The sequence below is a fragment of the Microlunatus endophyticus genome (assembly GCF_014646195.1).
In the GTDB taxonomy this organism is placed as follows: domain Bacteria; phylum Actinomycetota; class Actinomycetes; order Propionibacteriales; family Propionibacteriaceae; genus Microlunatus; species Microlunatus endophyticus.
In genome coordinates, this window is the sequence record NZ_BMMZ01000007.1 from 94,714 (window position 1) to 114,430 (window position 19,717).

A 19,717-nucleotide genomic window follows, 5' to 3' on the forward strand; every position below is an offset into this window, starting at 1 on the left:
CGTCACGATCGAAGGGCATTCAACCCGACCTGCAGGAAGCCGTTGAGCGCCCGGTCGATCGGGTGCGGCGCGGGTCGTCCGTCGGCATCCAGACTGTTCCACCGCTGCCGGTTGATCGCCAATGCCAGCTGCCGCGTCCCGTCCGCACTGGACAGGGCGATCGTGCCGCCTCCCCAGACCGTGCCGTCGTGGCCCCACAGCGTGCCGACACCCGGAATCTCCTTGCGGAGCAGGCCGAGACCATAGTCGATCAAGGTCTGCTCGAAGGAAACGACCGCATTCGTACGCTGCATCTGGGCGAGGGGCGCTGGGCTGATGACCTGCCCGGTGATCAGCTGGGCGAAGAATTCGTTGAGGTCCGATACCGTCGACACCAGTGAGGCGGCCACACCGACCCAGCTCATGTCGAAGACGCTGAAGTCCTCCGGCGGATCGAACATCCCGAACCAGGACTCGTAGAGACCGGTGTGCCGGGTGATCAGTTCCGGCCGCGTCGGAAAGAAGGTGTGCTGCAGGCCGGCCGGCTCGATGACGTCGCGGGTGATCACCGTTTCTGCCGGCAGTCCGGTGATCCGCTGCAGCAGTTGACCGAGCAGTAGGTAGTTGGTGTTGGAGTAGACGCCGGGTGTGTCGCCCGGCCGACCGGTCGGCGGCGCCTCGACTCCGAGCTTGATCAACTCCAACGGATCCCAGCGGCGGAAGCGGGTCTCGACCAGGCTGTCCGGCGTGGTCTGGGCGAGCCGGGGAAAGGCACGCAGCGACGGGTAGGCGTAGGGCAGGTATTCCGGCAGGCCGCTGGTGTGGTTGATCAACATCCGTACGGTGATCCGGTCGCCGCGTTCGCCGGGGACGAGATCCGGCAGGTAGCGGCCGACAGGCGCATCGAGCTCGAGCTCGCCCTGCTCCACCTGGCGGAGCACTGCGACGGCGGTGAAACTCTTCGTCACGCTGCCGACCCGATGCTGCAGGTCGGGGGTCGCCGGCGTGCCGGTCTCGAGATCGCGGACGCCGGCCGCACCGCTCCAGATCCCTTCCGGCGTACGGATCTCGGCGATGGCGCCCGGCACACCGCTGTGGTGCAGTGCGTCCAGGGCGGCGGCGAGCGCGGGCGATTCCAGGGTTGTTGTCGTCATGATCGAATTCCTTTCGTGGTGTTAGGACGGCGCCAGAGCAGGATCACCACGGCCAGGCCGGCAAGGCTGGGCACCAGCCCGACCCAGCCGATCAGCGCCGGCAGGCCGGTGTCGCCGGAGGTGTCGCGGATCAGCAGGTTGAACAGGCCGATGCCGATGCCGGTCAGGACCAGCGCGGGCGTCAGCCACCGGGCGAGTCGCCGGCGGCGTACGACTGCCCAGATCGTGGCCAGCCAGGTGAGGATGCCCAGCCCGCCGAGGATCGACAGGTAGACCAGGTAGGTCGTCGCTGCCGTCGTGATCCGCGCCGACGGATAGTCGGGGTAGCCGTCCCGGATGTGGCTGGCTAGGACATTCGTCGTCGCGTGGTCGAGGTAGAGCAGTCCGATCGCGGCGATGGTCAGGGCCAGCCCCGCGTACGCCGCCGCGAGCGTCCCGCGCTCCGGTCTCCTGATGAGGTTCATCCCGGCTCCTTGTTTTACGCCGTACATTTGACGATCACGCTAATATACGTCGTAGAACAGAAGCAATCAGGTTATTCCCCGGGAGGACCATGAGCCCGTCACGCAGGCCATCGCGAGGGAGGGGCCAGCATGCCGGTCTGGACGCGCCGACCATCCTGCGGACGGCGATCGACCTGGCGGACCGGGACGGGCTGGCAGCACTGTCGATGCGTCGGCTCGGCGCGGAGCTCGACGTCGAGGCGATGGCGATCTACCACCACTTCCCGAGCAAGGACGCCTTGCTGGACGCGATCGTCGGCGAACTCGTCGCGCAGGCGGCAGTGTCAGGGCAGCCGACCGGTGACTGGCAGTCGCAGCTGCGCTGCTACGCCCTGTCGTTCTTCGAGCGGCTGACCGAGCACCCGAATCTGCTGCCTCTGGTGCTGACCCGGCCGGCCATGACCGGCGGCAGCCTGCAGGTCATGGAGTCACTCGTCGGTGTGCTCTGCGACGCCGGTTTCGCGCCCGAACGTTCGCTCGACATCGTCTATGCCCTGGCCAGGCTGGTGCTCATCCATGCAGCCCTGGACACCGGCACCGACCAGTCGCTGGCCGCCGGAGATCCCGCGGGTCAGCTGGCCGGAGTGTCGCCGGACGAGTTCCCGGTGCTGGCCGAGGCAGCGCACGCCAGCCTGGGGCGACCCGCGACGTACCGGCTGGAATTCGCCGTGGATGCGCTGATCATCGGTTTCGCTCAAGGCCTGCGGTCGCCTCGGAAACGGCCGGGCCGAGCAGCGCCGCCAGCCGGAACATCTGCTGCATCACCTCGGGCTTGATCAGGTCGTCGAGGTCGTGGGACAGCGTGCGATAGACATACAACCGGTGATTGCCGCTCGCTGCGCGCCTTCCGTCGGGCCCACCAGCCCTTCTTCGCCTCCTGCTCGGCGGCCGCCCGCACCTCCGGTGGAAGTGATTGTCGCTGCTCGGGCGACAGCTTGCCTGTCGCGACGGTCTGCACCGCCCACCGCGTCATCGCGTCTTTGTCCATCTCGGCGGCCAGGCCGGCGCCCTCGATCCTGACGTAGAAGTGCCGCTCCAGATCGTCGGTGGCCTTCTCGTCCGGCGAAAGCCGAGGTTCGAGTCGGAAGGAGACGGCGCGCGGGCCGATGAGGATCTCGGTGAATTTGAGCTGTTCGCCCTGGCGACCGGCGCTCGGTCCGTAGAGCGACGACGACCCGGTAGCGCCGCAGCCACGGATGCGGCCCGCCGAGCACCGACAAATCATCCGACGAGGCAGCCTGATCGGGATGGTCCGCCTTGTACATCGCCAGCGTCTCGTCGCCCGGCTGCTCGGTCAGCGGCTGGTAGTTGAGCTGCAGCAGCCGGCTCTGGTCGTTCAGCTGTTCCACGAAGACACTCCCTACGGTCAGGATCGCAACCAGGTCAGCAGATCCGGCACCCGGACGTCGACGTGATCATGATCGTAGGGATCGTCCGGGTTCACCAGCACGGTTGCCATGCCGAGATCCTTGGGCACTCTCAGGTTGACCGCAGAGTCGTCGACGAAGATGCCGCTCGCCGGCTCGATGCCGAAAGCGTCGAAACATCGCTCGTACGCCTCCAGCCACGGCTTGGGCAGGTAATCGCCGCTGTCGATGCCCCAGACACCGGAGAAGAGATCATCCAGCCCGAGCCGGCCGAGCACCCGTCGGCCGTAACCGGCCGAGCCGTTGGTGAAGACGTACCGCGGGCCGTCCAGCCTCGCCAACGCATCTCGCAGCGGAGGGTTCGGTCGCAGTGCGGAGAGGTCCAGATCGTCTTCCCAGGAAAGGAAATCGACCGGATCGATCTCCTTGGTGATCATCAGTCCGCGCAGTGTCGTGCCGTGCTCGGCGACGAGTCTGCGGCGTACGATCTCCGCCTCGTCCGGCGGCAGGTCGTACACCTTCTGCACGTAACCGAGCATATGCAGCCGCTGCTGCGAGGTCAGCCCGACGGTGGGCGGATAGAGGGTGTCGTCAAGATCGAAGACCCAGTGCGACACCCGCCGCATCGTGCTCGCCCGGCCTCAGCTGGTGATCTTGCCCGGGTTGAAGTTGCTGCCCGGATCGACAGCGGCAAAGAGGCCCTTCATGATCTTCTCTCCGGCCGGTGAGATGTCCTGTGACAGCCACGGCGAGTGCTCGGTGCCCACCGCGTGGTGGTGGGAGAGCGTTGCCCCGTTGTCGATGAAGGACTGCTGGATCGCCTTCTTCACCACCTCGTAGAGCGGCAGCGGATCACGATCGCCGTAGACGAAGGCGAAGGTGAAGTAGAGACAGGCACCGGAGTGGTAGGAGTGCGACAGGTGGCACATCACCCAGCCCGGATCGATCCCGAGCTCCTTGTAGGCCTGCTTGGCCGCGTCGATCGTGTTGTAGTAGACGTCCTTCAGCCGGCTCCACGGGGCTGCGGTCTCGGATACGTCGGCGGCGCCGCCCCAGTCCAGCAGGAAGTCCCGGATGTAGGGGGTGTCGAATTTCTTCTGGTCGTAGAGCACGCCCGGGCCCTTGCCGACCCCCATGCCGCCGTGCTTCTTGACGATCTCCTTGACCGCGGCCTGCTGCCGGGCGACGTGAGCCTTGGTGCCCTCGAATCCGACGAAGGACAGACACATCTTGTCCAGGTCCCAGCCGCGACGCTGCAGCACCTTGAAGAGCACCGTCTGGCCGACGGAGGTCTTCTTGGCCGTGGCCAGGGTGAAGCCGGTCTCGCCGGCGTCGGAGACCCGAGTGATCGACGGTCGCGAGTCGAGCAGCGAGATGTCGTGCATCGCCTCCAGCCCGGCGTCGAAGGTCGGGTAGAAGTAGGCCAGGATGACCCGTTCCTCGGGCAGCCGGTGGACCTGCGCGGACACCGCGGTGATCACGCCCAGCCGACCCTCGCTGCCCAGGATCATCTCCCGGACGCTCGGTCCGGTCGAGGTGCTCGGCAGCGGACGCAGCACCAGCGGCCCGGACGGCGTCGCGACCCGGACGCCGCGGGTGATGTCGGAGATGTCGCCGAATTTGTCGGACTGCATGCCCGACGACCGGGTCGCCACCCAGCCGCCGATGGTCGAGTGGTTGAAGCTGTCCGGAAAGTGCCCGACGGTCCAGCCGCGCTTGTTGAGCTGCTCCTCCAGGTCCGGGCCCTGGGCGCCGGCCTGGATCCGGGCCAGCCCGGAATCCTCGTCGACGTCGAGCACCTTGTTGAGCCGGCCCATGTCCAGGGAGATCACGGTCCGGGTCTCGCCGGCCGGCGGCTGCAGGCTGCCGGAGATGTTGCTGCCGCCGCCGAAGGGGATCAGCACCGCATCGGCTGCAACCGCCAGGTCGACGATGCGCTGCACCTCGTCCTCGTCACCCGGGTAGGCGACGACGTCGGGGACCCGGGGGAGATCGCCGGAACGGATCCGGAGCAGATCGCGGATCGACTTACCGTAGGTATGGACCACCCGCGGCTCGTCGTCGCTGATCACATTCTCGCTGCCGACCACACCCCTGAGCTCGGTCAGCAGGTCGTCGGAGATCTTCGGCGCCGGGACGGTCAAGGTGCTGAAGTCGACCGATGCGGGCGGCGCCTCGCCGCTGAGGTCGAGGCCGACGGCCTGTTTCACGAACGGCGCGAATTTCGGCTTGTCGTCGAAGTGGAAGGCCACACCCTCGACACCCCAGCCCCACCATTTCATGTGCTTGACGCCCGACGCCGGGTTGTGCGTGGCGGTCGGCCGATCGGTGTCGGGCCTGTCAGTGCTGGGCGGAGTGGTCATGCATCCTTCTTCCCCGGGAATGATCCGTGCAACGGCGCGACGGTATCAATGCCTGCGGCAGTCATCCGAACGAAGCTGCTCAGTTGATCCTGCCACGCGAGCGGTCGTCGCGCTCGCGGCGTTCGAGAGCTTCGTCGGCCAGCGCCTGCACCTCTTTGGCCAGCCGGCCGGAGAAGGCAACGGCATCCTCGTCCTCGGCCGCCGACATCGGTCGGCCGATGTTGACCGTCACCGGCGGGCGACCCTTTCTGACCCAGTTCGCGCCCTTCGGCATCGCGTCGTAGGCGCCGACCAGGGCGACCGGCAGGCAGGGGACGCCCCTGCTGATCGACAGCGCGGCCGCGCCGGGCTTGAACTGGCCCATCGACCCGCTCATCGACCGGCCGCCCTCGGGGAAGATCAGCAGCGGGATGCCGGATTCGAGCAACTCCCGGGCGACACTCTTCTGACCCCGGAGGCCGGTGCGATCGACCGGGAAGGCGTTGAAGAAGAGCTGGGTGAGCGCCCGCCGCCAGCGGACGTCGAAGAAGTAGTCGGCCGCCGCGTTGGAGGCCAGGTAGCGGGTGTGCTTGCGGGGCAGCCCGCTCATGATGAGTGGTGCGTCGAGGTGGCTGGAGTGGTTGGCGACGACGATGTAGGGCGGCCGCACGTCATCCAGATTCTCCCGGCCGTAGACCCGCGCCGAGGTCAGCGACCAGACGACCGGTTTCAGCAGCCCGCGCTGGGCGATGAAGCGCAGCCCCGCATGCCCCCGTGAGGTGTAACGGCTACCGCTCATCTGCTCACCATAGCGTTGCGGCCCTCGTGAACGAGTATTTCTGCGGGCCAGATCCGTGCCAAGGACCCCAGGAGCCGTTTCGGGCGATCTGGCCCGCTGGAATCCACGATCACTCCGAGTGCCGGCCCGAGGAGAACAGCTTCGACACCTGTCGGACCATCGGGCGCGGGGCCACCCGGGCCATCCAGATGAGCACCTTGTAGCGCTTGGTCGGGATCGAGATCACCTGGCCGCGCTCGTAGTCGACCAGCGCCTCGCGGACCAGCCGGTCGGCCTCCAGCCACATCGGCCTGGGGATCTTCGAGGCGTTGATCCCGGCCCGCTGGTGGAATTCGGTGTGCACCCAGCCGGGGCAGAGCACCGTCGCCAGCACCCCGCTGCCGCTCAGCTCGTTGGCCAGCCCCTCGGTGTAGACCGTCACCCAGGCCTTGATCGCCGAGTAGGCGCCCATCGTGACGTAGCCGGCGGTGCTGCCGACGTTGATGATGCCGACCTTGTCGGTCTGCTTCGGGTGGCGTTCGCGCATCGCCCGGGCGGCGGCGTTGGAGAGCACCATCACACCCCGGATCATCACGTCGATCGCGACGTCCTGCGGGCCGAGGTCGGCATCCAAGATCTTGGAGTGCACCCCGAATCCGGCGTTGTTGACCAGCAGGTCGATCGGCCGGTCGGGGTCGCCGAGCCGGGTGGCGACGTTGGCCAACTGCTCCCGGTCCGAAAGGTCGGCGGGGAGCACGTCGACGCCGACCCCGAATGCCGTCCGGAGCTCTTCGGCGACCTTGTCGAGCCGTTCCTTGTCGCGCGCGACCAGCACCAGGTCATACGACTTCGCGGCCAGCTGGCGGGCGAATTCGTGACCGATCCCCGAGGTGCCGCCAGTGATCAGGGCTGTTGCCATGGCCCGGACCCTAATCGAGGGGACCGCTCCAGGACCACTTCGGCAGGCGCAGGTCGTCGGTCACCTGATCATGCTCGAAGCCGTAGGTGACCAGATTGCTGGACCAGCGGAACCAGTCGACCAGGTTGGTTCGCAGCGGTTCCTCGTCGGGGATCCGGGCGTCGTCCAGTGCCTTCACGAAACAGCACTCGGCGGCGGTGTCGAGCTCGGGATGCGGACCGTTGCAGGAATGCATCCGGACGATCGCGGCCTCGGTGCCCAGGCCGGAGGTGAAGGCGGGCGGCCCGCCGAGCATCTCGCCCCAGTAGGCGGCCAGCCGTTCGGTGTGCTGCGGATGGGTGCCGTGGCTGAACGGGTGCTCGGCGATCGGGTCGGCCAGGCAGCGCGCGTGCCATGCCTCGGCCAGCCGCATGATCGCGTCGGCTCCGCCGGCAGCCTCGAAAACCGTGGGTGCCCCCGAATCCGCCGGCGGCATGGTGACTTGACTCACATCCTCGACGCTACGCCCGCCGGCGGCTGACCACCACCCCGAGCAGGCAGATCAGGCCGCCGGTGATCGCCAGCGCCGGCGGCAGCTCACCCAGTGCGACCGCCGACATGATCATCGCGACCACCGGGATGATCAAGGAAGCGGCTGCCAACTGCCCGGTCGGCAGATGGCTCTGGGCGTACGCCCAGGTGGAGAAGCCGATCGCGGTCGGCCCGACACCGAGCAGGATCGCGGCAACGGTCGCGCTGGCCGGGGCGTGCAGGATGTCGCTGTAGGCCTGACCCGCGAATTCCAGCGTCGCCAGCATCCCGGCGACACAGCCGACCCAGGTCGCGACCAGCGGGCTCACAGTCCGGAGCACGACCTTCTGGGTCAGCAGGCTGACCGTGTAGAGCAGCGCGGCCAGCAGGCCCAGCAGCAGGCCGAGCGCGTCGGAGTGGCCGGTGCCGGTGGTGACGCCGATCAGGACCACGCCGACCAGCGCGATGCCCATCCCCACGAAGAGCCGGCGGTGCAGGTCCTCGCCGAAGAAGAGCCCGGCGCCGAGCGCGATCAGGATCGGGGCGATGTTGACCAGCATCGCCGCGGTGCCGGCATCGAGATGGTGCTCGGCCCAGTTCAGGGCGACCGTGTAACCGGCGAACCAGGCGATCCCGTACCCGATCGTGAGCACCAGCGGCCGCCCGGTCGGCAGCCGCAGACCGTCGCGCCGGGAGCGGATCAGTACGAAGACGGTCAGCGCGACGGCCGCGGGCAGCAGTCTCAGCAGCGCCAGTGAGCCCGGTGCGAGGTACGGCGCGGCCCAGCGGATGACCACGAAGGCCGACGCCCACAGCAGGATCGTCACGGTCATCGCGGCGGTGGCGGAGGTCTTGGTCGTCGTGGCGGGCGCTTGGACTGTTGTGCTCACAGGTCGATGGTGAGGCCAGAATGGTTTGGCGACAAGCGAACAATCGGACATCCAATTTCAGTGGTGCTTAATAATGGCTCCATGATCGATGTCAACCGGTTGCGCGTGTTCCGGGCCGTGGTGGCCGAGGGTTCGGTCGTCCGGGCCGCGACCAATCTCGGCTACACGCCGTCGGCGGTCAGCCAGCACGTCAGCGCACTGCAGCGCGAGACCGGGCTGAAGTTGATCGAGCGTCGTGGTCGCGGCATCGAGCCGACCAGCGTCGGTCGGCTGTTGGCCGCCGAATCCGATGCGGTGCTCGAACGGCTGGCCCGGCTGGAGGCGTTCGCCGGCGACTTGCGCGAGGGCCGGGTCGGATCACTGCTGGTCTCGCACTTCGCGTCCGCGGGCTCGACCTGGATCCCGCCGGTGATCGCCGCGGTGACCCGGGAGTTTCCCAGCCTGCGCGTGGATCTGCGGCTGACCGAGTTGTTGCCGGAGACCGGCGACCGACCGGATGTGGAGATCTTCGTCGAGGGTGCCGCGTCGTCGCCGCTGGAGGGCTACGACATCGAACCACTGCTGACCGAGCCGTACGTCGCGGTGCTGCCCGCTGATCATGCTCTGGCCGGCGAGAGGTCGTTTCCGCTGGCCGACCTGCGTGAGGAACCGTGGGTCGACAACGACGTCGCCCGCGGTGCCTGCCGGCAGCGGCTACTGGACGCCTGCGCGGCCGCCGGATTCGCACCCTGCTTCCAGGTCGAGACCCAGGACTATCCGACCGCGATCGCGTTCGTGGCCGCCGGTGCCGGGATCACCGTGCTGCCCCGCCTCGGCCTCGGTACGCCGCCGGCCGCAGTGGCGGTGGTCCCGCTGGTCGATCCGACCCCGACCCGGTCGATCCTGGTCCGCAGCCGGCAGTCCTTGCGCCAGAACCCGGCCGTCCGCCGCCTGCTGGAACTGTTGCGTGAGCGGGTCGCCGCGAGCGCCTGAGGCGCGCCGTGCTCGTCCTTGCACGCGCTGCCGCTCGTGCGGGAATGGGGTAGGGGGGCCTGGTTGAGGAATTGGTGCGAGAAGGCCAGGGAGGGTCGCGGCGGCTACCGGTGGTTCGAGCTCGGGGACCGCCCGCAACAATGACGGCCATGACGCCCGACCCGCAGCAGCTCCTCGACGAACTCCGCGAACGCCACCAGGTCCCCGGGGCCGCTCTCGGCATCCTCAAACTCGGCAGTTCGGAGGCCGACGACGAGATCACGTCGTACGCCTCCGGCTCGCTCAACCTGGCCACGGGCGTTCCGGTGCAGCCGGATTCGATCTTCCAGATCGGATCGATCTCCAAGACCTTCACCACGACCATGGCCCTGCAACTGGTCGAGCACGGGCAGCTGGAGCTGGACCGGCCGGTGATCGACGTCCTGCCCGGCCTGCAGCTGCAGGATCCTGCGGCGACCAAGATCATCACGCTGCAGCACCTGCTGAATCACAGTTCCGAGATCGACGGCGACGTCTTCACCGATTTCGGCCGCGGCGACGATGCGGTGACCAAGTATGTGGAGGCACTCTCCGAGGTCGGCCAGCTGTTCCGCCCGGGCACCATGTTCTCCTACTGCAACGCGGGATTCGTGCTGGTCGGCAAGCTGATCGAGCAGGTCACCGGCAAGACCTGGGATGCCGCGCTCCAAGATCAACTGCTGCACCCGCTCGGCCTCGACCACAGCTCGACACTGCCGGAGGAGGCGATCCTCGGCTCGGCCGCGGTCGGTCACTCCGGCGAGCCGGGCGAGCCGCGTACACCGGTCAAGCAGTGGCAGCTGCCCCGCTCGGTCGGCCCGTGCGGCTTGATCAACTCCACCGTCACCGACGTGCTGACCTACACCCGGATGCACCTGCGCGGCGGTGAGCTCGCCGGCACCAAGATCATCAGTAGGGCTTCGGCGAAGGCGATGCGGGCCGAGGAGATCCGGCCGCCGGTCGGCCATCGGGTCGACGGCTGGCAAGGGCTCGGCTGGATGGTCGACCACTGGGACGGGCACCAGGTCTTCGGCCACAACGGCGCGACCATGGGCCAGCTGGCCTACCTGCAGGCCTATCCGGACCAGGGCATCGCGCTCTGCCTGCTGACCAATGCCCCCAGCGCCAACCTGTTCTGGGGCGAATTGCGGCGGGCGCTGCTGGAGCCTTACGGGGTCGATGCCGCGGTCCAGCTCGACCTGCCACCGGAGCAGCCTTACGCGATCAGCGGCCCGAGCCCGGCGGTCGGCCGCTTCGGCCGTTTCTCCGAGGCGTACGAGATCACCCAGGACGGTCACCATCTCAAGATCAACATCCTGCCGACCGACGATGCACCGGATCCCGATGACGAGCCGCAGCAGCTGGAGCTGGTGCCGATCAGTGATGATCATTTCATCGCCCGGTCCGACGAGCGGGTGGCCTGGTCGACCTACAGTTACGGCCGCTTCACACCGGAGCAGAATCCGGCCGGCGGGGACTACCTCTACACCGGCACCCGGCTCACCCCGCGGATCGCATCGTGACCGGCACGGACCGTTCCGCAAGTCGGGTCTGATCTTGAGACGGCAGCTCGGCTGCGCCCATTGGCCTGCGCTCACCTTCGAAGCGTGACGGTGGGCGAGTCGGACAGGGACGCCCGACGGGGGCCGGTCAGGCGCGCTCGCGCAGCCAGCTGATGTCAGCAGCCTGACCGTCGCGGCCACCCGGCGTTTCGACCACCACCGGCGCACCGGCTGCCGTGACCACCGCGACCAGCCCGTCCGGATCCGCCTCACCCGAGCCGAGGTTGGCATGTCGGTCGGCACCGGAACCGAACGCGTCCCGGGAGTCGTTGCAGTGCACCAGGTCGATCCGCCCGGTGATCGCCTTCACCTTGTCCACCAGGCCGACCAGCTCCTCGCCACCGGCGTGGAAGTGGCAGGTGTCCAGGCAGAAGCCGACGTCGTCCGAGCCGCCGGCCGCTTTGACGGCCTGCCAGAGTTTCTCGATGCTCGACAGATGCCGGGCCATGGCATGGTCGCCGCCGGCGGTGTTCTCGATCAGCAGCGGGACCTTGATCTCGGCCCGTTCGATGCACTTGTTCCAGTTGTCGAAGCCGAGCTCCGGGTCGTCCTTGGCGAGCACATGACCACCGTGCACGATCAGCCCGGCGGCACCGACCTCGTACGCGGCGTCGAGCTGTTGCTGCAGGATCTTGCGGCTCGGGATCCGGATCCGGTTGTTGCTGGTCGCGACGTTGATCACGTACGGCGCATGGACGTAGAGCCGGATGCCCGCCTCGCCGGCTGCGTCCTTGAGCGCCTCGGCGCCGCCCGGATAGGCGACTTTGGGGCCCTTCCAATCCTGCGGATCGCCGAGGAAGAACTGCGCCAGCCCGGCCTCGCGCGCCCGCGCCTCCGCGATCGGGTCCTCCTGCTCGCCGTGGCCACCGATCAGCACCTCACTCATGCTCGCGACCCTAGACGCTGCCTGCGACACACTCCCCGCCCGGGCGACGGTTGAGGCTGCGACCTGAGGCGTGACCAAGGCCACGGATGATTTAGGCAACGACGGGATTGCTAAAAGCTCGGACGTACGCCTAAGGTTAGGTTCGCCTCACCAAACGGGAACTGGAAGTCATGCTGCCAACATTCGTGATCGGACTGCGCGAGGGCCTCGAAGCCGCCCTTGTCGTCAGCATCATCGCGACGTTCCTGCGCCGCAACAACGTCAAGCTCACCGCGATGTGGGTCGGCGTGACCCTTGCGGTCGCGACGAGCGTGGCCGTCGGCATCGTCCTGACCGTCGTCGAGCGGGCGCTGCCGCAGGCGAAGCAGGAGGGGATGGAGACGATCATCGGTGGCGTCGCCGTCATCTTCGTCACCGGCATGATCCTGTGGATGAGCACCCACGCGCGGTATATGAAGCGCGATCTGGAGGCCTCGGCCCAGCAGGCGCTCTCCAACGGGACCGCGGGGGCGATGGCCGTGATGGTCTTCCTTGCGGTGTTGAAAGAAGGCTTCGAGACCTCCGTCTTCATCCTGGCCACCGTGCAGGCCGCCAGCAGCGCCGCCGCAGCCCTGGTCGGCGCGATCCTCGGCGTACTCGCCGCGGTCGCCATCGGCATCGGAATCTTCACCGGCGGCATCCGGCTCAACCTCGCCAAGTTCTTCACCGCGACCAGCGTCTTCCTGATCTTCGTCGCTGCCGGCCTGGTGCTCAGCGCGTTGCGTACCGGGCATGAAGCCGGTTGGATCAACGTCGGCCAGCAGCAGACCGTCGACCTGTCCTGGCTGGCCCCCGGGAATTCGATCCGTTCGGCCCTGATCACCGGCGTGCTCGGGATGCCGGCCGATCCGCGGGTCATCGAACTCCTCGGTTGGGGCCTGTACCTGGTGCCGATGCTGACCTGGACGCTGTGGCCCAAGCACCACAGGCCGTCCGGCTGGACCGCCCTGCGCCTGCACTGGGTGCTGGGAGGTGCGCTGGTGGTCGTGGCGGCCGTGCTCGCTCTTGCCGTCCGCCCGGCCACCGCGCAGGTTCCGACCTCGGCCCCGCTTGCCGGCGGCGGCACGGCCCAGGTCGCGATCACCGGCGGCACGGCCCGGCTGACCGTCACCCAGGGCGGCACCACGACGACCACGACGCTCACCCGGCACTCTGCCGACACTGCCAACGGTGCTGACACCACCTGGCAGTCGTCGGCCGACCAGCCGTCGGCCGGCCGGCCATCCTCGATCGACGCCGATGCCTTGATCAAGCTCAGCGGCGGCCGGGTCCCGGTCGGCATGGATCTGTCCCAGGCACCCGGTCCGTACGACGCCGCCTGGTCCGACCACCGACAGGTCAGCGTGTCGACCCGGGACGGCGGGATCGTGTCCGGGTCACAGACCGGTCGTACGATCCTGACCCTGACCGGCGGCGGGTTGACCTCTCCACGCGTGATCCAGGTCAGCGACGACCAGGCGGTCGGCAGCTGGCAGATCAGCCGGAGCTACCAGACCGCTACCGCCTCCAAGATCAACAACGCCGCCGGCTCCGCCACCGAGGCGGTCCTGTGGCGACTGTGGCTGCCGATCGTCCTCGCGCTCGGCGGACTGGCGACCTTGGGTCGCGGCCTGCGGAATCTGCGCAGGCTGCGGGTCGCCGAGCTCGCCGTCCGTGATCATGTGGCCGGACCCGCTGCTGCCGCTCGGCAGCAGGCCGGCCAACCTACCTGACCTCCATTCCGTGTCCGAAATCTGATCTTCAGGAGTATTTGCCATGTCCTCATTCCCGACCGCCTCCGGGCTGCCCCGGGCCAGCCGAGTGGCCGCCGTGGTGTTGTCCGCCGTGGCTCTGACTGCCGGTGTGGTCGGCTGTTCCACCAGCAACTCGGGCGACTCGGTGCAGGGCGACGCGAAGTCGCCGAGCGCCGGGGTGGGCAAGGTCGCGATCACGCTGCAGTCGGGCAGCTCTGGAGACACCTGCACGGTTGATCACACTTCCGTCCCGGCCGGACCGATCACCTTCACAATCACCAATCAGAGTTCCACGGCGATCACCGAGGTCGAGCTGCTGAGCCAGCAGAAGATCGTTGGGGAGAAGGAGAATCTGGCTCCCGGTCTGAAACCGGTCAGCCTCACGCTGACCCTCGGCGGCGGCGAATACCAGATCTATTGCCCGGGCGGCAGCCCGGAGACCCAGAAGTTCACCGTCACCGGTAAGGCTGCCGCGGCGCCGACCGGGACCGCAGCGGACCTGCTGACCCAAGGCACCAAGGAGTACGGCGATTACGTGTCGACCGAGGTCGCCGGCATGGTGACCGCCGTCGAGAAGCTGCAGAAGGACGTCGACTCCGGTGACGTCGACGCGGCCAAGAAGCAGTACGGCGTCGCTCGACCGTTCTACGAGCACATCGAATCCGATGTCGAGGGCTTCGTACTGCCCGGCTACAAGGCCACCGACAATGCCGGCAACCTCGACTATCTGATCGACATGCGTGCGTCCAACCTCGACCCGAAGGTCGGCTGGCACGGCTTCCACGCCATCGAGCGGGACCTGTGGCAGGGCGGCAAGATCACCAGCTCGACCAAAAAGCAGGCGGCTGAGCTGACCAAGAATGTCAAGCAGTTGTCGACGCTCTCCAAGAGCCTGACCTACAAGCCGGAGGATCTCGCCAATGGTGCGGCGAGTCTGCTGGAGGAGGTTCAGTCCAACAAGATCAAGGGCGAGGAGGAGGACTTCAGCCACATCGACCTGGTGGACTTCGCCGCCAATGTCGAGGGCGCGCAGCAGGCCTTCGCCAACCTGCGGCCCGGGCTGCAGAAGATCGACCCGACACTGACCAGCCAGATCGCGGCCCGCTTCCAGTCGACCACCACGATGCTCGACGGGTACCGTGATCCTCAGGCGATCGGCGGCTACAAGACCTACACCGCCGCATTGCGGGACAGCGATGCCAACAAGCTGAGCCAGAACGTCCAGGCCCTCCAGGACTCCCTGTCCCAGCTCGCACAGAAGGTGGCGACCGCGTAAGTGTCGGATCAGCAGGACGCCGGGCGGGACCAGACGCCCGACGCTACAGCCGATGAGATGCGTGACCAGCCGACCGGGCCGGATCAGCCGGCCCGGCGTGGGCTGTCCCGGCGGGGATTCTTCACCGGAGCGGGCGCCGGTGTCGTCGCCGGTGCGCTGGCGGCCGGCGGTGGCACGGCGTTTGCGATGTCCCATGGCGAGGACGACGCGACCGAGGGAGTCGACTTCAACAACAGCTATCCCTTCTACACCGGGACCCACCAGGCCGGTATCCAGACTGAGCCGCAGCGCTACTGCGTCTACATGACCTTCGATCTGGTGTCGGCAACGGCGACCGACCTGCAGGTGTTACTGGCACGCTGGTCGGCTGCGATCGCCCAGTTGATGCAGGGCAAGCCGATTGGTGCCGTTGCGCCGACGCAGCCGAATGCCGTCGCACCGGACACCGGGGAGGCGTACAACCTGGGACCGAGTTCGCTCACCGTCACGCTGGGGCTCGGGCCCGGTGTCTTCGATCATCGCTTCGGGCTCGCCGACAAGAAGCCCAAGCTGCTCGAGCCGCTGCCCGCCCTGCCCAGTGATCAACTGCAGAAGGGCTACACCGGCGGCGATCTGAGTCTGCAGGCCTGTGCCGACGACCCACAGGTCGCCTATCACGCGATCCGCAATCTCGCCCGGATGGGCCGCGGCACGGTCGGCACCCGCTGGACGGTGATGGGCTTCGGACGCGCCTCTGCCGGCAAGGGGCAGAGCACGCCTCGCAACCTGCTGGGTTTCAAGGACGGGACCCGCAACATCAAGGAACAATCCGACTTCACCGACCATGTCTGGGTCGGCGACGGCGATGTGGCGTGGATGCGCGGCGGCAGCTATCAGGTGGCCCGCAAGATTCAGATGAACATCGAGATCTGGGACGCGGACAGGGTTTCGGACCAGCAGCAGGTGATCGGTCGCACCAAGAACGTCGGCGCCCCACTCAGCGGGAACGCGGAGTTCGACACCCCCAACTTCACTGCCAAGGACGCAGCCGGTGACATCAAGATCCCGGTAACATCGCATATCGCCCTTGCGGCGCACGAGAACAACAATGGTGTCAAGATCCTGCGTCGCTCGTACAACTACACCGATGGCATCAGCCAGTTCGGCCAGCTGGACGCCGGGCTGCTCTTCATCGCCTACATGGACACGCCGCAGAGCTTCATCCAGCTGCAGGAGAAGCTCGGCAGCTCCGACCTGCTGAACGAGTACATCGGACACATCGGATCGGGGATCTTCGCGATCCCGCCGGCACCGGCCCAGGGCCACTACCTGGGCGAAGCGCTCTTCGGCTGAGCGCCTCCGCCGGCTCCGGGCCGCCCGGCGGACGGGGGATGATCATCGGGTGCATCAACCAATTGGCCCATCGCGAGCTACTGCGCAGTAGTGAGCGCAGACCGCGCGGAGAATCGGCGTTGCTGGTGACACAGGATGACGAATCCCCAAGTCACAGGCCGGTTCGGGTGGCCGCGAAAGCGGCTTAACATAGTCAGAACGAGCGTAGGCAGCGGCCGTAACCAATCGACGGGATCTTCGGTTCACCGCACTTCAGCGGAACCGAACCGATGGAGGTCCCCTCGATGTATCGCGTACCCGATGTCACTGCGGTGCAGGCCGCTGCCGAGCACTTCGGCGTCACTCTGACCGAGGCTGACGCGGAGGTCTACCAGAAGCACCTGGAGAGCCAGCTCGGCGAATTCGACGAGTTCGTCCAGGCGCGGCTGGACACCACACCGCCGCCACGGTTCCCGGGGGCACGCGAGCCCGGCTACCGGCCCAACGCCGAGGAAGACCCGTACAACGCCTGGATGTGGCGCTGCGAGATCCCCGGCGAGGCAGGTTCGGAGACCGACGGTGAGCTGCTGGCCGGAAAGCGGGTCAGCTTCAAGGATCACATCGCCGTCGCCGGCATTCCCGCCACGTTCGGCGCCTTTGCACTCGAGGGTTTCGTGCCCGACTACGACGCCACGGTGACCTCGCGTTCGCTGGCCGCCGGCGGGACGGTCGTCGGCAAGAACGTCATGAACGGCCTCGCCGGAGGGTTCGGCTTCGGTGGCGGTACCGGTGACTTCGGGCGACCGCTCAATCCGCACAATCCCGACCACCTGACCGGCGGCTCGTCCTCCGGGTCGGCCGTGGCGCTGGTCCGCGGCGAGACCGACGTCTCCTTCGGCGGCGATCAGGGCGGGTCGATCCGGATCCCGGCGTCGTGGTCCGGCTGCATCGGACTCAAACCCACCTTCGGCCTGGTCTCGCACTTCGGCATCGGCTTCGGCTCCGACCAGAGCATCGACTACACGGGGCCGATGACGATGACGATCGAGGACGCGGCCCGGGCGCTGGACGCCACTGCCGGCTACGACGGCCTCGATCCGCGGCAGACCAAGGCTGTGCCGGACGCGTACGACTCGCTCTCCGGTCTGGATCAGCCCATTACCAGCTTACGGATCGGTGTGCTGGAGGAGGGCTTCGCCGGCGCCACCGCCGAGGTCACCGATTCGGTCAACGCGGCGATCGAAGTGCTCGCCTCGCTGGGCGCGGTCGTGTCCAAGGTGTCGGTCCCGCAGCATCTGACGATCGGCGTTGCTCAGCAGGCACTTTCGGCCGAGGGCGGACTCGGCGTTCGGGAGACGGGCTTCTTCGGACTCTTCGCCAAGACCTACTACCCGGCCGACACGATCGCGGCGATCATGAAGCTCCACCAGCACCAGGTCGAGCAGCTCGACCCGCGATCCTTCTCGACCTTCCTGGCCGGCTACTTCGCCAAGAAGAATTACAACGGACGCCTGTATGCCAAGGCGCAGAACTCCCGCGGCGGCTACGTGAAGGCCTACGACACAGCTCTCGCGGACGTCGACGTCCTGGTGATGCCGACGACGATCACCCAGGCACCCAAGTTCCAGCCGATCACCGATCGTGCCGAGGCTTTGGAGTACGCGATGTCCGGCTCGTCGTTGCTGAATGCGGTGAACAACACCCGGCCGTTCAACTTCACCGGGCATCCCGCGTTGGCGGTGCCGACCGAGAAGCGCAACGGCTTGCCGGTCAGCATCCAATTCGTCGGCCGGATGTTCGCCGACGACCTCCTGTTGCGGGTCGGGCAGGCTTACACGAAGGCCGTGCCGTTCGATCAATACACCGCCGTCGATGGCTGACCCGGTCGACCTAGGTCGAATTTCGTTCAGAGCCGTTAGGGAATTCCAGAAACTACCCGGAATTGCCCGCCTTCTTCGTCGGGGTCAGTTGCGGGACCCTCGTGGATCTGTTGCGTCGGCGAGCCCGGGGGCCCGCGCCGGCAGCGACTGGGTCAGTACCGGAAGGGGGTCGACCGGAGCTGGCCGCGTGCAGCCGCTCACGAACGGCGGTCTGTAACAAAGGGCACCCCGAAAAACTCGAATATCGACGCTTCATATGCGACGGCAGATTTTTGCGACAGTCGCTGCTGTTGGCACGCCAATAAGCACTGAATTTCGACATGTCAACACGCGATTCCGGCGAAACAAGACCCTAACAATGCGTAGCGAATCAGACGCCGTGCTGTAACAAATACTCGAATAGTCTCAGCCCCGGCAGAGTTGCCGATCCAGATTTCTTCCGCCTGATTCAGGCATCACTTCGCGATTCTTGGTGAAAGGACTCGAGACGGTGACCATACGAACCCAGACCGCCCCAGCGCTGGGCAGTGTCGCTGCCGACGGAGCCGCAGGCCCCGCCCCGGCGCTTCACGTGACCGACCTGATAACCGAATTCAGGACCCGGACCGGCCCCACCCGCGCCGTGGACGGTGTCTCCTTCACCGTCAACCGCGGCGGGGTGCTGCTGGTCATCGGCGAGTCCGGCAGCGGGAAGAGCGCCATGCTGCGGTCGATCATCGGCATCAATCCGCCGACCACCCTGATCGAGGGGACGATCGAGCTCAATGGCCGCGATGTCTTGGGGATGTCGCCGCGCGAACGCCGCAAGACCCGCGGCCGGGACATCTCGATGGTTTTCCAGGATCCGCTGACCGCGCTCGATCCCGTCTACACGGTGGAGAAGCAGCTGGTCGAGACGGTCCGCAAACATCATCCCGGGATCTCCCGCGGTGACGCGCGGGCCCGCGCGCTCGAACTGCTCGAACTGGTGCAGATCCCGTCACCGGCCGCACGGCTGCGGGCCTACCCGAATGAGCTCAGCGGCGGAATGCGGCAGCGGGTCGTGATCGCGATGGCGATCGCGGGCAAACCCCAGGTGATCTTGGCGGACGAGCCGACCACCGCCCTGGATGTGACCGTCCAGGCTCGGATGATCCGGCTCTTCCGGCAGGTGCAGCTCGATGTCGACGCCGGCCTGGTCGTGGTGACCCACGATCTCGGGGTCGCTGCGGAGCTGGCCGACGAGGTGGCGGTGATGTACGGTGGCCGGTTCGTCGAGTACGGGTCCGCGGAACAGGTACTCACCCGCCCCGCCCATCCGTACACCGAAGGACTGATCGAGGCGAACGTGCGCGCCGGCCAGGACCGCCGGCCGCGGGCCATCCCGGGCGCCCCGCCGAGCCTGCGCCGGCTGCCTCCGGGCTGTGCCCTGGCGCCCCGGTGTTCGTACGCGATCGAGTCCTGCTGGACCCAGGACCCGCCGATCAAGGACGTCGGAGACGGTCACTGGAGCCGCTGCGAGCTCGCCGTCGACGCGCGTCCGGCCCGGGCCGTGTCCCGGGCCTCCTGAACCATCCGGGCCCTGAACCATCCAGGCCCCTGAACCATCCAGGCCAACC

At 67.3% G+C, this 19,717-nt stretch carries 17 protein-coding genes; 8 read left to right on the plus strand and 9 right to left on the minus strand.

What is annotated here, in order from left to right; translation table 11 throughout:
• Positions 1 to 2: 2 nt before the first annotated feature.
• Together IEY07_RS14810 and IEY07_RS14815 are read right to left on the minus strand one after the other, a co-directional pair.
• Positions 3 to 1,133 carry a serine hydrolase domain-containing protein gene (locus tag IEY07_RS14810; protein WP_188896166.1) on the minus strand — a complete coding sequence of 377 codons (1,131 nt, stop codon included), beginning with the start codon at positions 1,131 to 1,133 and terminating at the stop codon, positions 3 to 5.
• Positions 1,130 to 1,597 (minus strand): hypothetical protein, encoded by a 468-nt coding sequence (locus IEY07_RS14815; RefSeq protein WP_188896167.1) that lies wholly within the window; start codon positions 1,595 to 1,597, stop codon positions 1,130 to 1,132. Before IEY07_RS14815 ends, IEY07_RS14810 begins: the two co-directional genes overlap by 4 nt.
• A gap of 89 nt (positions 1,598 to 1,686) precedes the next feature.
• Here IEY07_RS14815 and IEY07_RS14820 point away from each other — a divergent pair, with 89 nt between their 5' ends.
• Positions 1,687 to 2,412, plus strand: a complete 726-nt coding sequence (locus IEY07_RS14820) for a TetR/AcrR family transcriptional regulator (RefSeq protein ID WP_188896168.1) — start codon at positions 1,687 to 1,689, stop codon at positions 2,410 to 2,412.
• A gap of 590 nt (positions 2,413 to 3,002) precedes the next feature.
• Here the strand turns inward: IEY07_RS14820 and IEY07_RS14825 are convergent.
• The 6 genes from IEY07_RS14825 to IEY07_RS14850 all read right to left on the minus strand — a co-directional run bounded on the left by IEY07_RS14825 (position 3,003) and on the right by IEY07_RS14850 (position 8,442).
• Positions 3,003 to 3,620: a pyrimidine 5'-nucleotidase gene (locus IEY07_RS14825; RefSeq protein ID WP_188896169.1), complete on the minus strand. Its 618-nt coding sequence runs from the start codon at positions 3,618 to 3,620 to the stop codon at positions 3,003 to 3,005.
• A 24-nt stretch (positions 3,621 to 3,644) separates the two neighbouring features.
• Positions 3,645 to 5,366, minus strand: a complete 1,722-nt coding sequence (locus IEY07_RS14830; protein ID WP_188896170.1) for an FAD-binding oxidoreductase — start codon at positions 5,364 to 5,366, stop codon at positions 3,645 to 3,647.
• Between the two features lie 79 nt (positions 5,367 to 5,445).
• Entirely contained in the window at positions 5,446 to 6,144 is a 699-nt protein-coding gene (locus IEY07_RS14835; RefSeq protein ID WP_188896171.1) for a lysophospholipid acyltransferase family protein, read from the minus strand.
• Between the two features lie 109 nt (positions 6,145 to 6,253).
• Positions 6,254 to 7,042 (minus strand): SDR family NAD(P)-dependent oxidoreductase, encoded by a 789-nt coding sequence (locus IEY07_RS14840; RefSeq protein ID WP_188896172.1) that lies wholly within the window; start codon positions 7,040 to 7,042, stop codon positions 6,254 to 6,256.
• Between the two features lie 10 nt (positions 7,043 to 7,052).
• Positions 7,053 to 7,532, minus strand: a complete 480-nt coding sequence (locus tag IEY07_RS14845; RefSeq protein ID WP_229670137.1) for a group II truncated hemoglobin — start codon at positions 7,530 to 7,532, stop codon at positions 7,053 to 7,055.
• 10 nt (positions 7,533 to 7,542) lie between these two features.
• The gene (locus IEY07_RS14850) at positions 7,543 to 8,442 is read right to left on the minus strand and encodes a DMT family transporter (RefSeq protein WP_229670138.1); all 900 of its coding nucleotides are present in this window, start codon (positions 8,440 to 8,442) and stop codon (positions 7,543 to 7,545) included.
• An 81-nt stretch (positions 8,443 to 8,523) separates the two neighbouring features.
• Between IEY07_RS14850 and IEY07_RS14855 the strand changes: the two genes are divergently transcribed.
• Complete coding sequence (locus tag IEY07_RS14855; protein ID WP_188896173.1) at positions 8,524 to 9,414, plus strand: LysR family transcriptional regulator; 891 nt, start codon at positions 8,524 to 8,526, stop codon at positions 9,412 to 9,414.
• A gap of 149 nt (positions 9,415 to 9,563) precedes the next feature.
• Entirely contained in the window at positions 9,564 to 10,955 is a 1,392-nt protein-coding gene (locus IEY07_RS14860) for a serine hydrolase domain-containing protein (protein WP_188896174.1), read from the plus strand.
• Between the two features lie 127 nt (positions 10,956 to 11,082).
• Here IEY07_RS14860 and IEY07_RS14865 read toward each other — a convergent pair whose 3' ends face one another.
• Positions 11,083 to 11,880 (minus strand): deoxyribonuclease IV, encoded by a 798-nt coding sequence (locus IEY07_RS14865; RefSeq protein WP_188896175.1) that lies wholly within the window; start codon positions 11,878 to 11,880, stop codon positions 11,083 to 11,085.
• 170 nt (positions 11,881 to 12,050) lie between these two features.
• Here IEY07_RS14865 and efeU point away from each other — a divergent pair, with 170 nt between their 5' ends.
• The 5 genes from efeU to IEY07_RS14890 all read left to right on the plus strand — a co-directional run bounded on the left by efeU (position 12,051) and on the right by IEY07_RS14890 (position 19,668).
• Positions 12,051 to 13,631, plus strand: a complete 1,581-nt coding sequence (gene efeU / locus IEY07_RS14870) for an iron uptake transporter permease EfeU (RefSeq protein ID WP_188896176.1) — start codon at positions 12,051 to 12,053, stop codon at positions 13,629 to 13,631.
• A gap of 43 nt (positions 13,632 to 13,674) precedes the next feature.
• Positions 13,675 to 14,928 carry an iron uptake system protein EfeO gene (gene efeO / locus IEY07_RS14875; RefSeq protein ID WP_188896177.1) on the plus strand — a complete coding sequence of 418 codons (1,254 nt, stop codon included), beginning with the start codon at positions 13,675 to 13,677 and terminating at the stop codon, positions 14,926 to 14,928.
• Positions 14,929 to 14,985: 57 nt separating this feature from the next.
• On the plus strand, positions 14,986 to 16,260 hold the full coding sequence (efeB, locus tag IEY07_RS14880) for an iron uptake transporter deferrochelatase/peroxidase subunit (RefSeq protein ID WP_188896178.1): 1,275 nt from the start codon (positions 14,986 to 14,988) through the stop codon (positions 16,258 to 16,260).
• Positions 16,261 to 16,529: 269 nt separating this feature from the next.
• Positions 16,530 to 18,119 (plus strand): amidase family protein, encoded by a 1,590-nt coding sequence (locus IEY07_RS14885; protein ID WP_188896179.1) that lies wholly within the window; start codon positions 16,530 to 16,532, stop codon positions 18,117 to 18,119.
• A gap of 490 nt (positions 18,120 to 18,609) precedes the next feature.
• The gene (locus IEY07_RS14890) at positions 18,610 to 19,668 is read left to right on the plus strand and encodes an ABC transporter ATP-binding protein (RefSeq protein WP_188896180.1); all 1,059 of its coding nucleotides are present in this window, start codon (positions 18,610 to 18,612) and stop codon (positions 19,666 to 19,668) included.
• Positions 19,669 to 19,717 lie beyond the last annotated feature (49 nt).

What these genes read in the sequence shown, in the direction of transcription:
- IEY07_RS14810 (WP_188896166.1), bottom strand. Translation starts at nt 1,133, where the DNA reads ATGACGACAACAACCCTGGAATCGCCCGCGCTCGCCGCCGCCCTGGAC.
- IEY07_RS14815 (WP_188896167.1), bottom strand. Translation starts at nt 1,597, where the DNA reads ATGAACCTCATCAGGAGACCGGAGCGCGGGACGCTCGCGGCGGCGTAC.
- IEY07_RS14820 (WP_188896168.1), top strand. Translation starts at nt 1,687, where the DNA reads ATGAGCCCGTCACGCAGGCCATCGCGAGGGAGGGGCCAGCATGCCGGT.
- IEY07_RS14830 (WP_188896170.1), bottom strand. Translation starts at nt 5,366, where the DNA reads ATGACCACTCCGCCCAGCACTGACAGGCCCGACACCGATCGGCCGACC.
- IEY07_RS14835 (WP_188896171.1), bottom strand. Translation starts at nt 6,144, where the DNA reads ATGAGCGGTAGCCGTTACACCTCACGGGGGCATGCGGGGCTGCGCTTC.
- IEY07_RS14840 (WP_188896172.1), bottom strand. Translation starts at nt 7,042, where the DNA reads ATGGCAACAGCCCTGATCACTGGCGGCACCTCGGGGATCGGTCACGAA.
- IEY07_RS14855 (WP_188896173.1), top strand. Translation starts at nt 8,524, where the DNA reads ATGATCGATGTCAACCGGTTGCGCGTGTTCCGGGCCGTGGTGGCCGAG.
- IEY07_RS14860 (WP_188896174.1), top strand. Translation starts at nt 9,564, where the DNA reads ATGACGCCCGACCCGCAGCAGCTCCTCGACGAACTCCGCGAACGCCAC.
- IEY07_RS14865 (WP_188896175.1), bottom strand. Translation starts at nt 11,880, where the DNA reads ATGAGTGAGGTGCTGATCGGTGGCCACGGCGAGCAGGAGGACCCGATC.
- efeU (WP_188896176.1), top strand. Translation starts at nt 12,051, where the DNA reads ATGCTGCCAACATTCGTGATCGGACTGCGCGAGGGCCTCGAAGCCGCC.
- efeO (WP_188896177.1), top strand. Translation starts at nt 13,675, where the DNA reads ATGTCCTCATTCCCGACCGCCTCCGGGCTGCCCCGGGCCAGCCGAGTG.
- efeB (WP_188896178.1), top strand. Translation starts at nt 14,986, where the DNA reads ATGCGTGACCAGCCGACCGGGCCGGATCAGCCGGCCCGGCGTGGGCTG.
- IEY07_RS14885 (WP_188896179.1), top strand. Translation starts at nt 16,530, where the DNA reads ATGGAGGTCCCCTCGATGTATCGCGTACCCGATGTCACTGCGGTGCAG.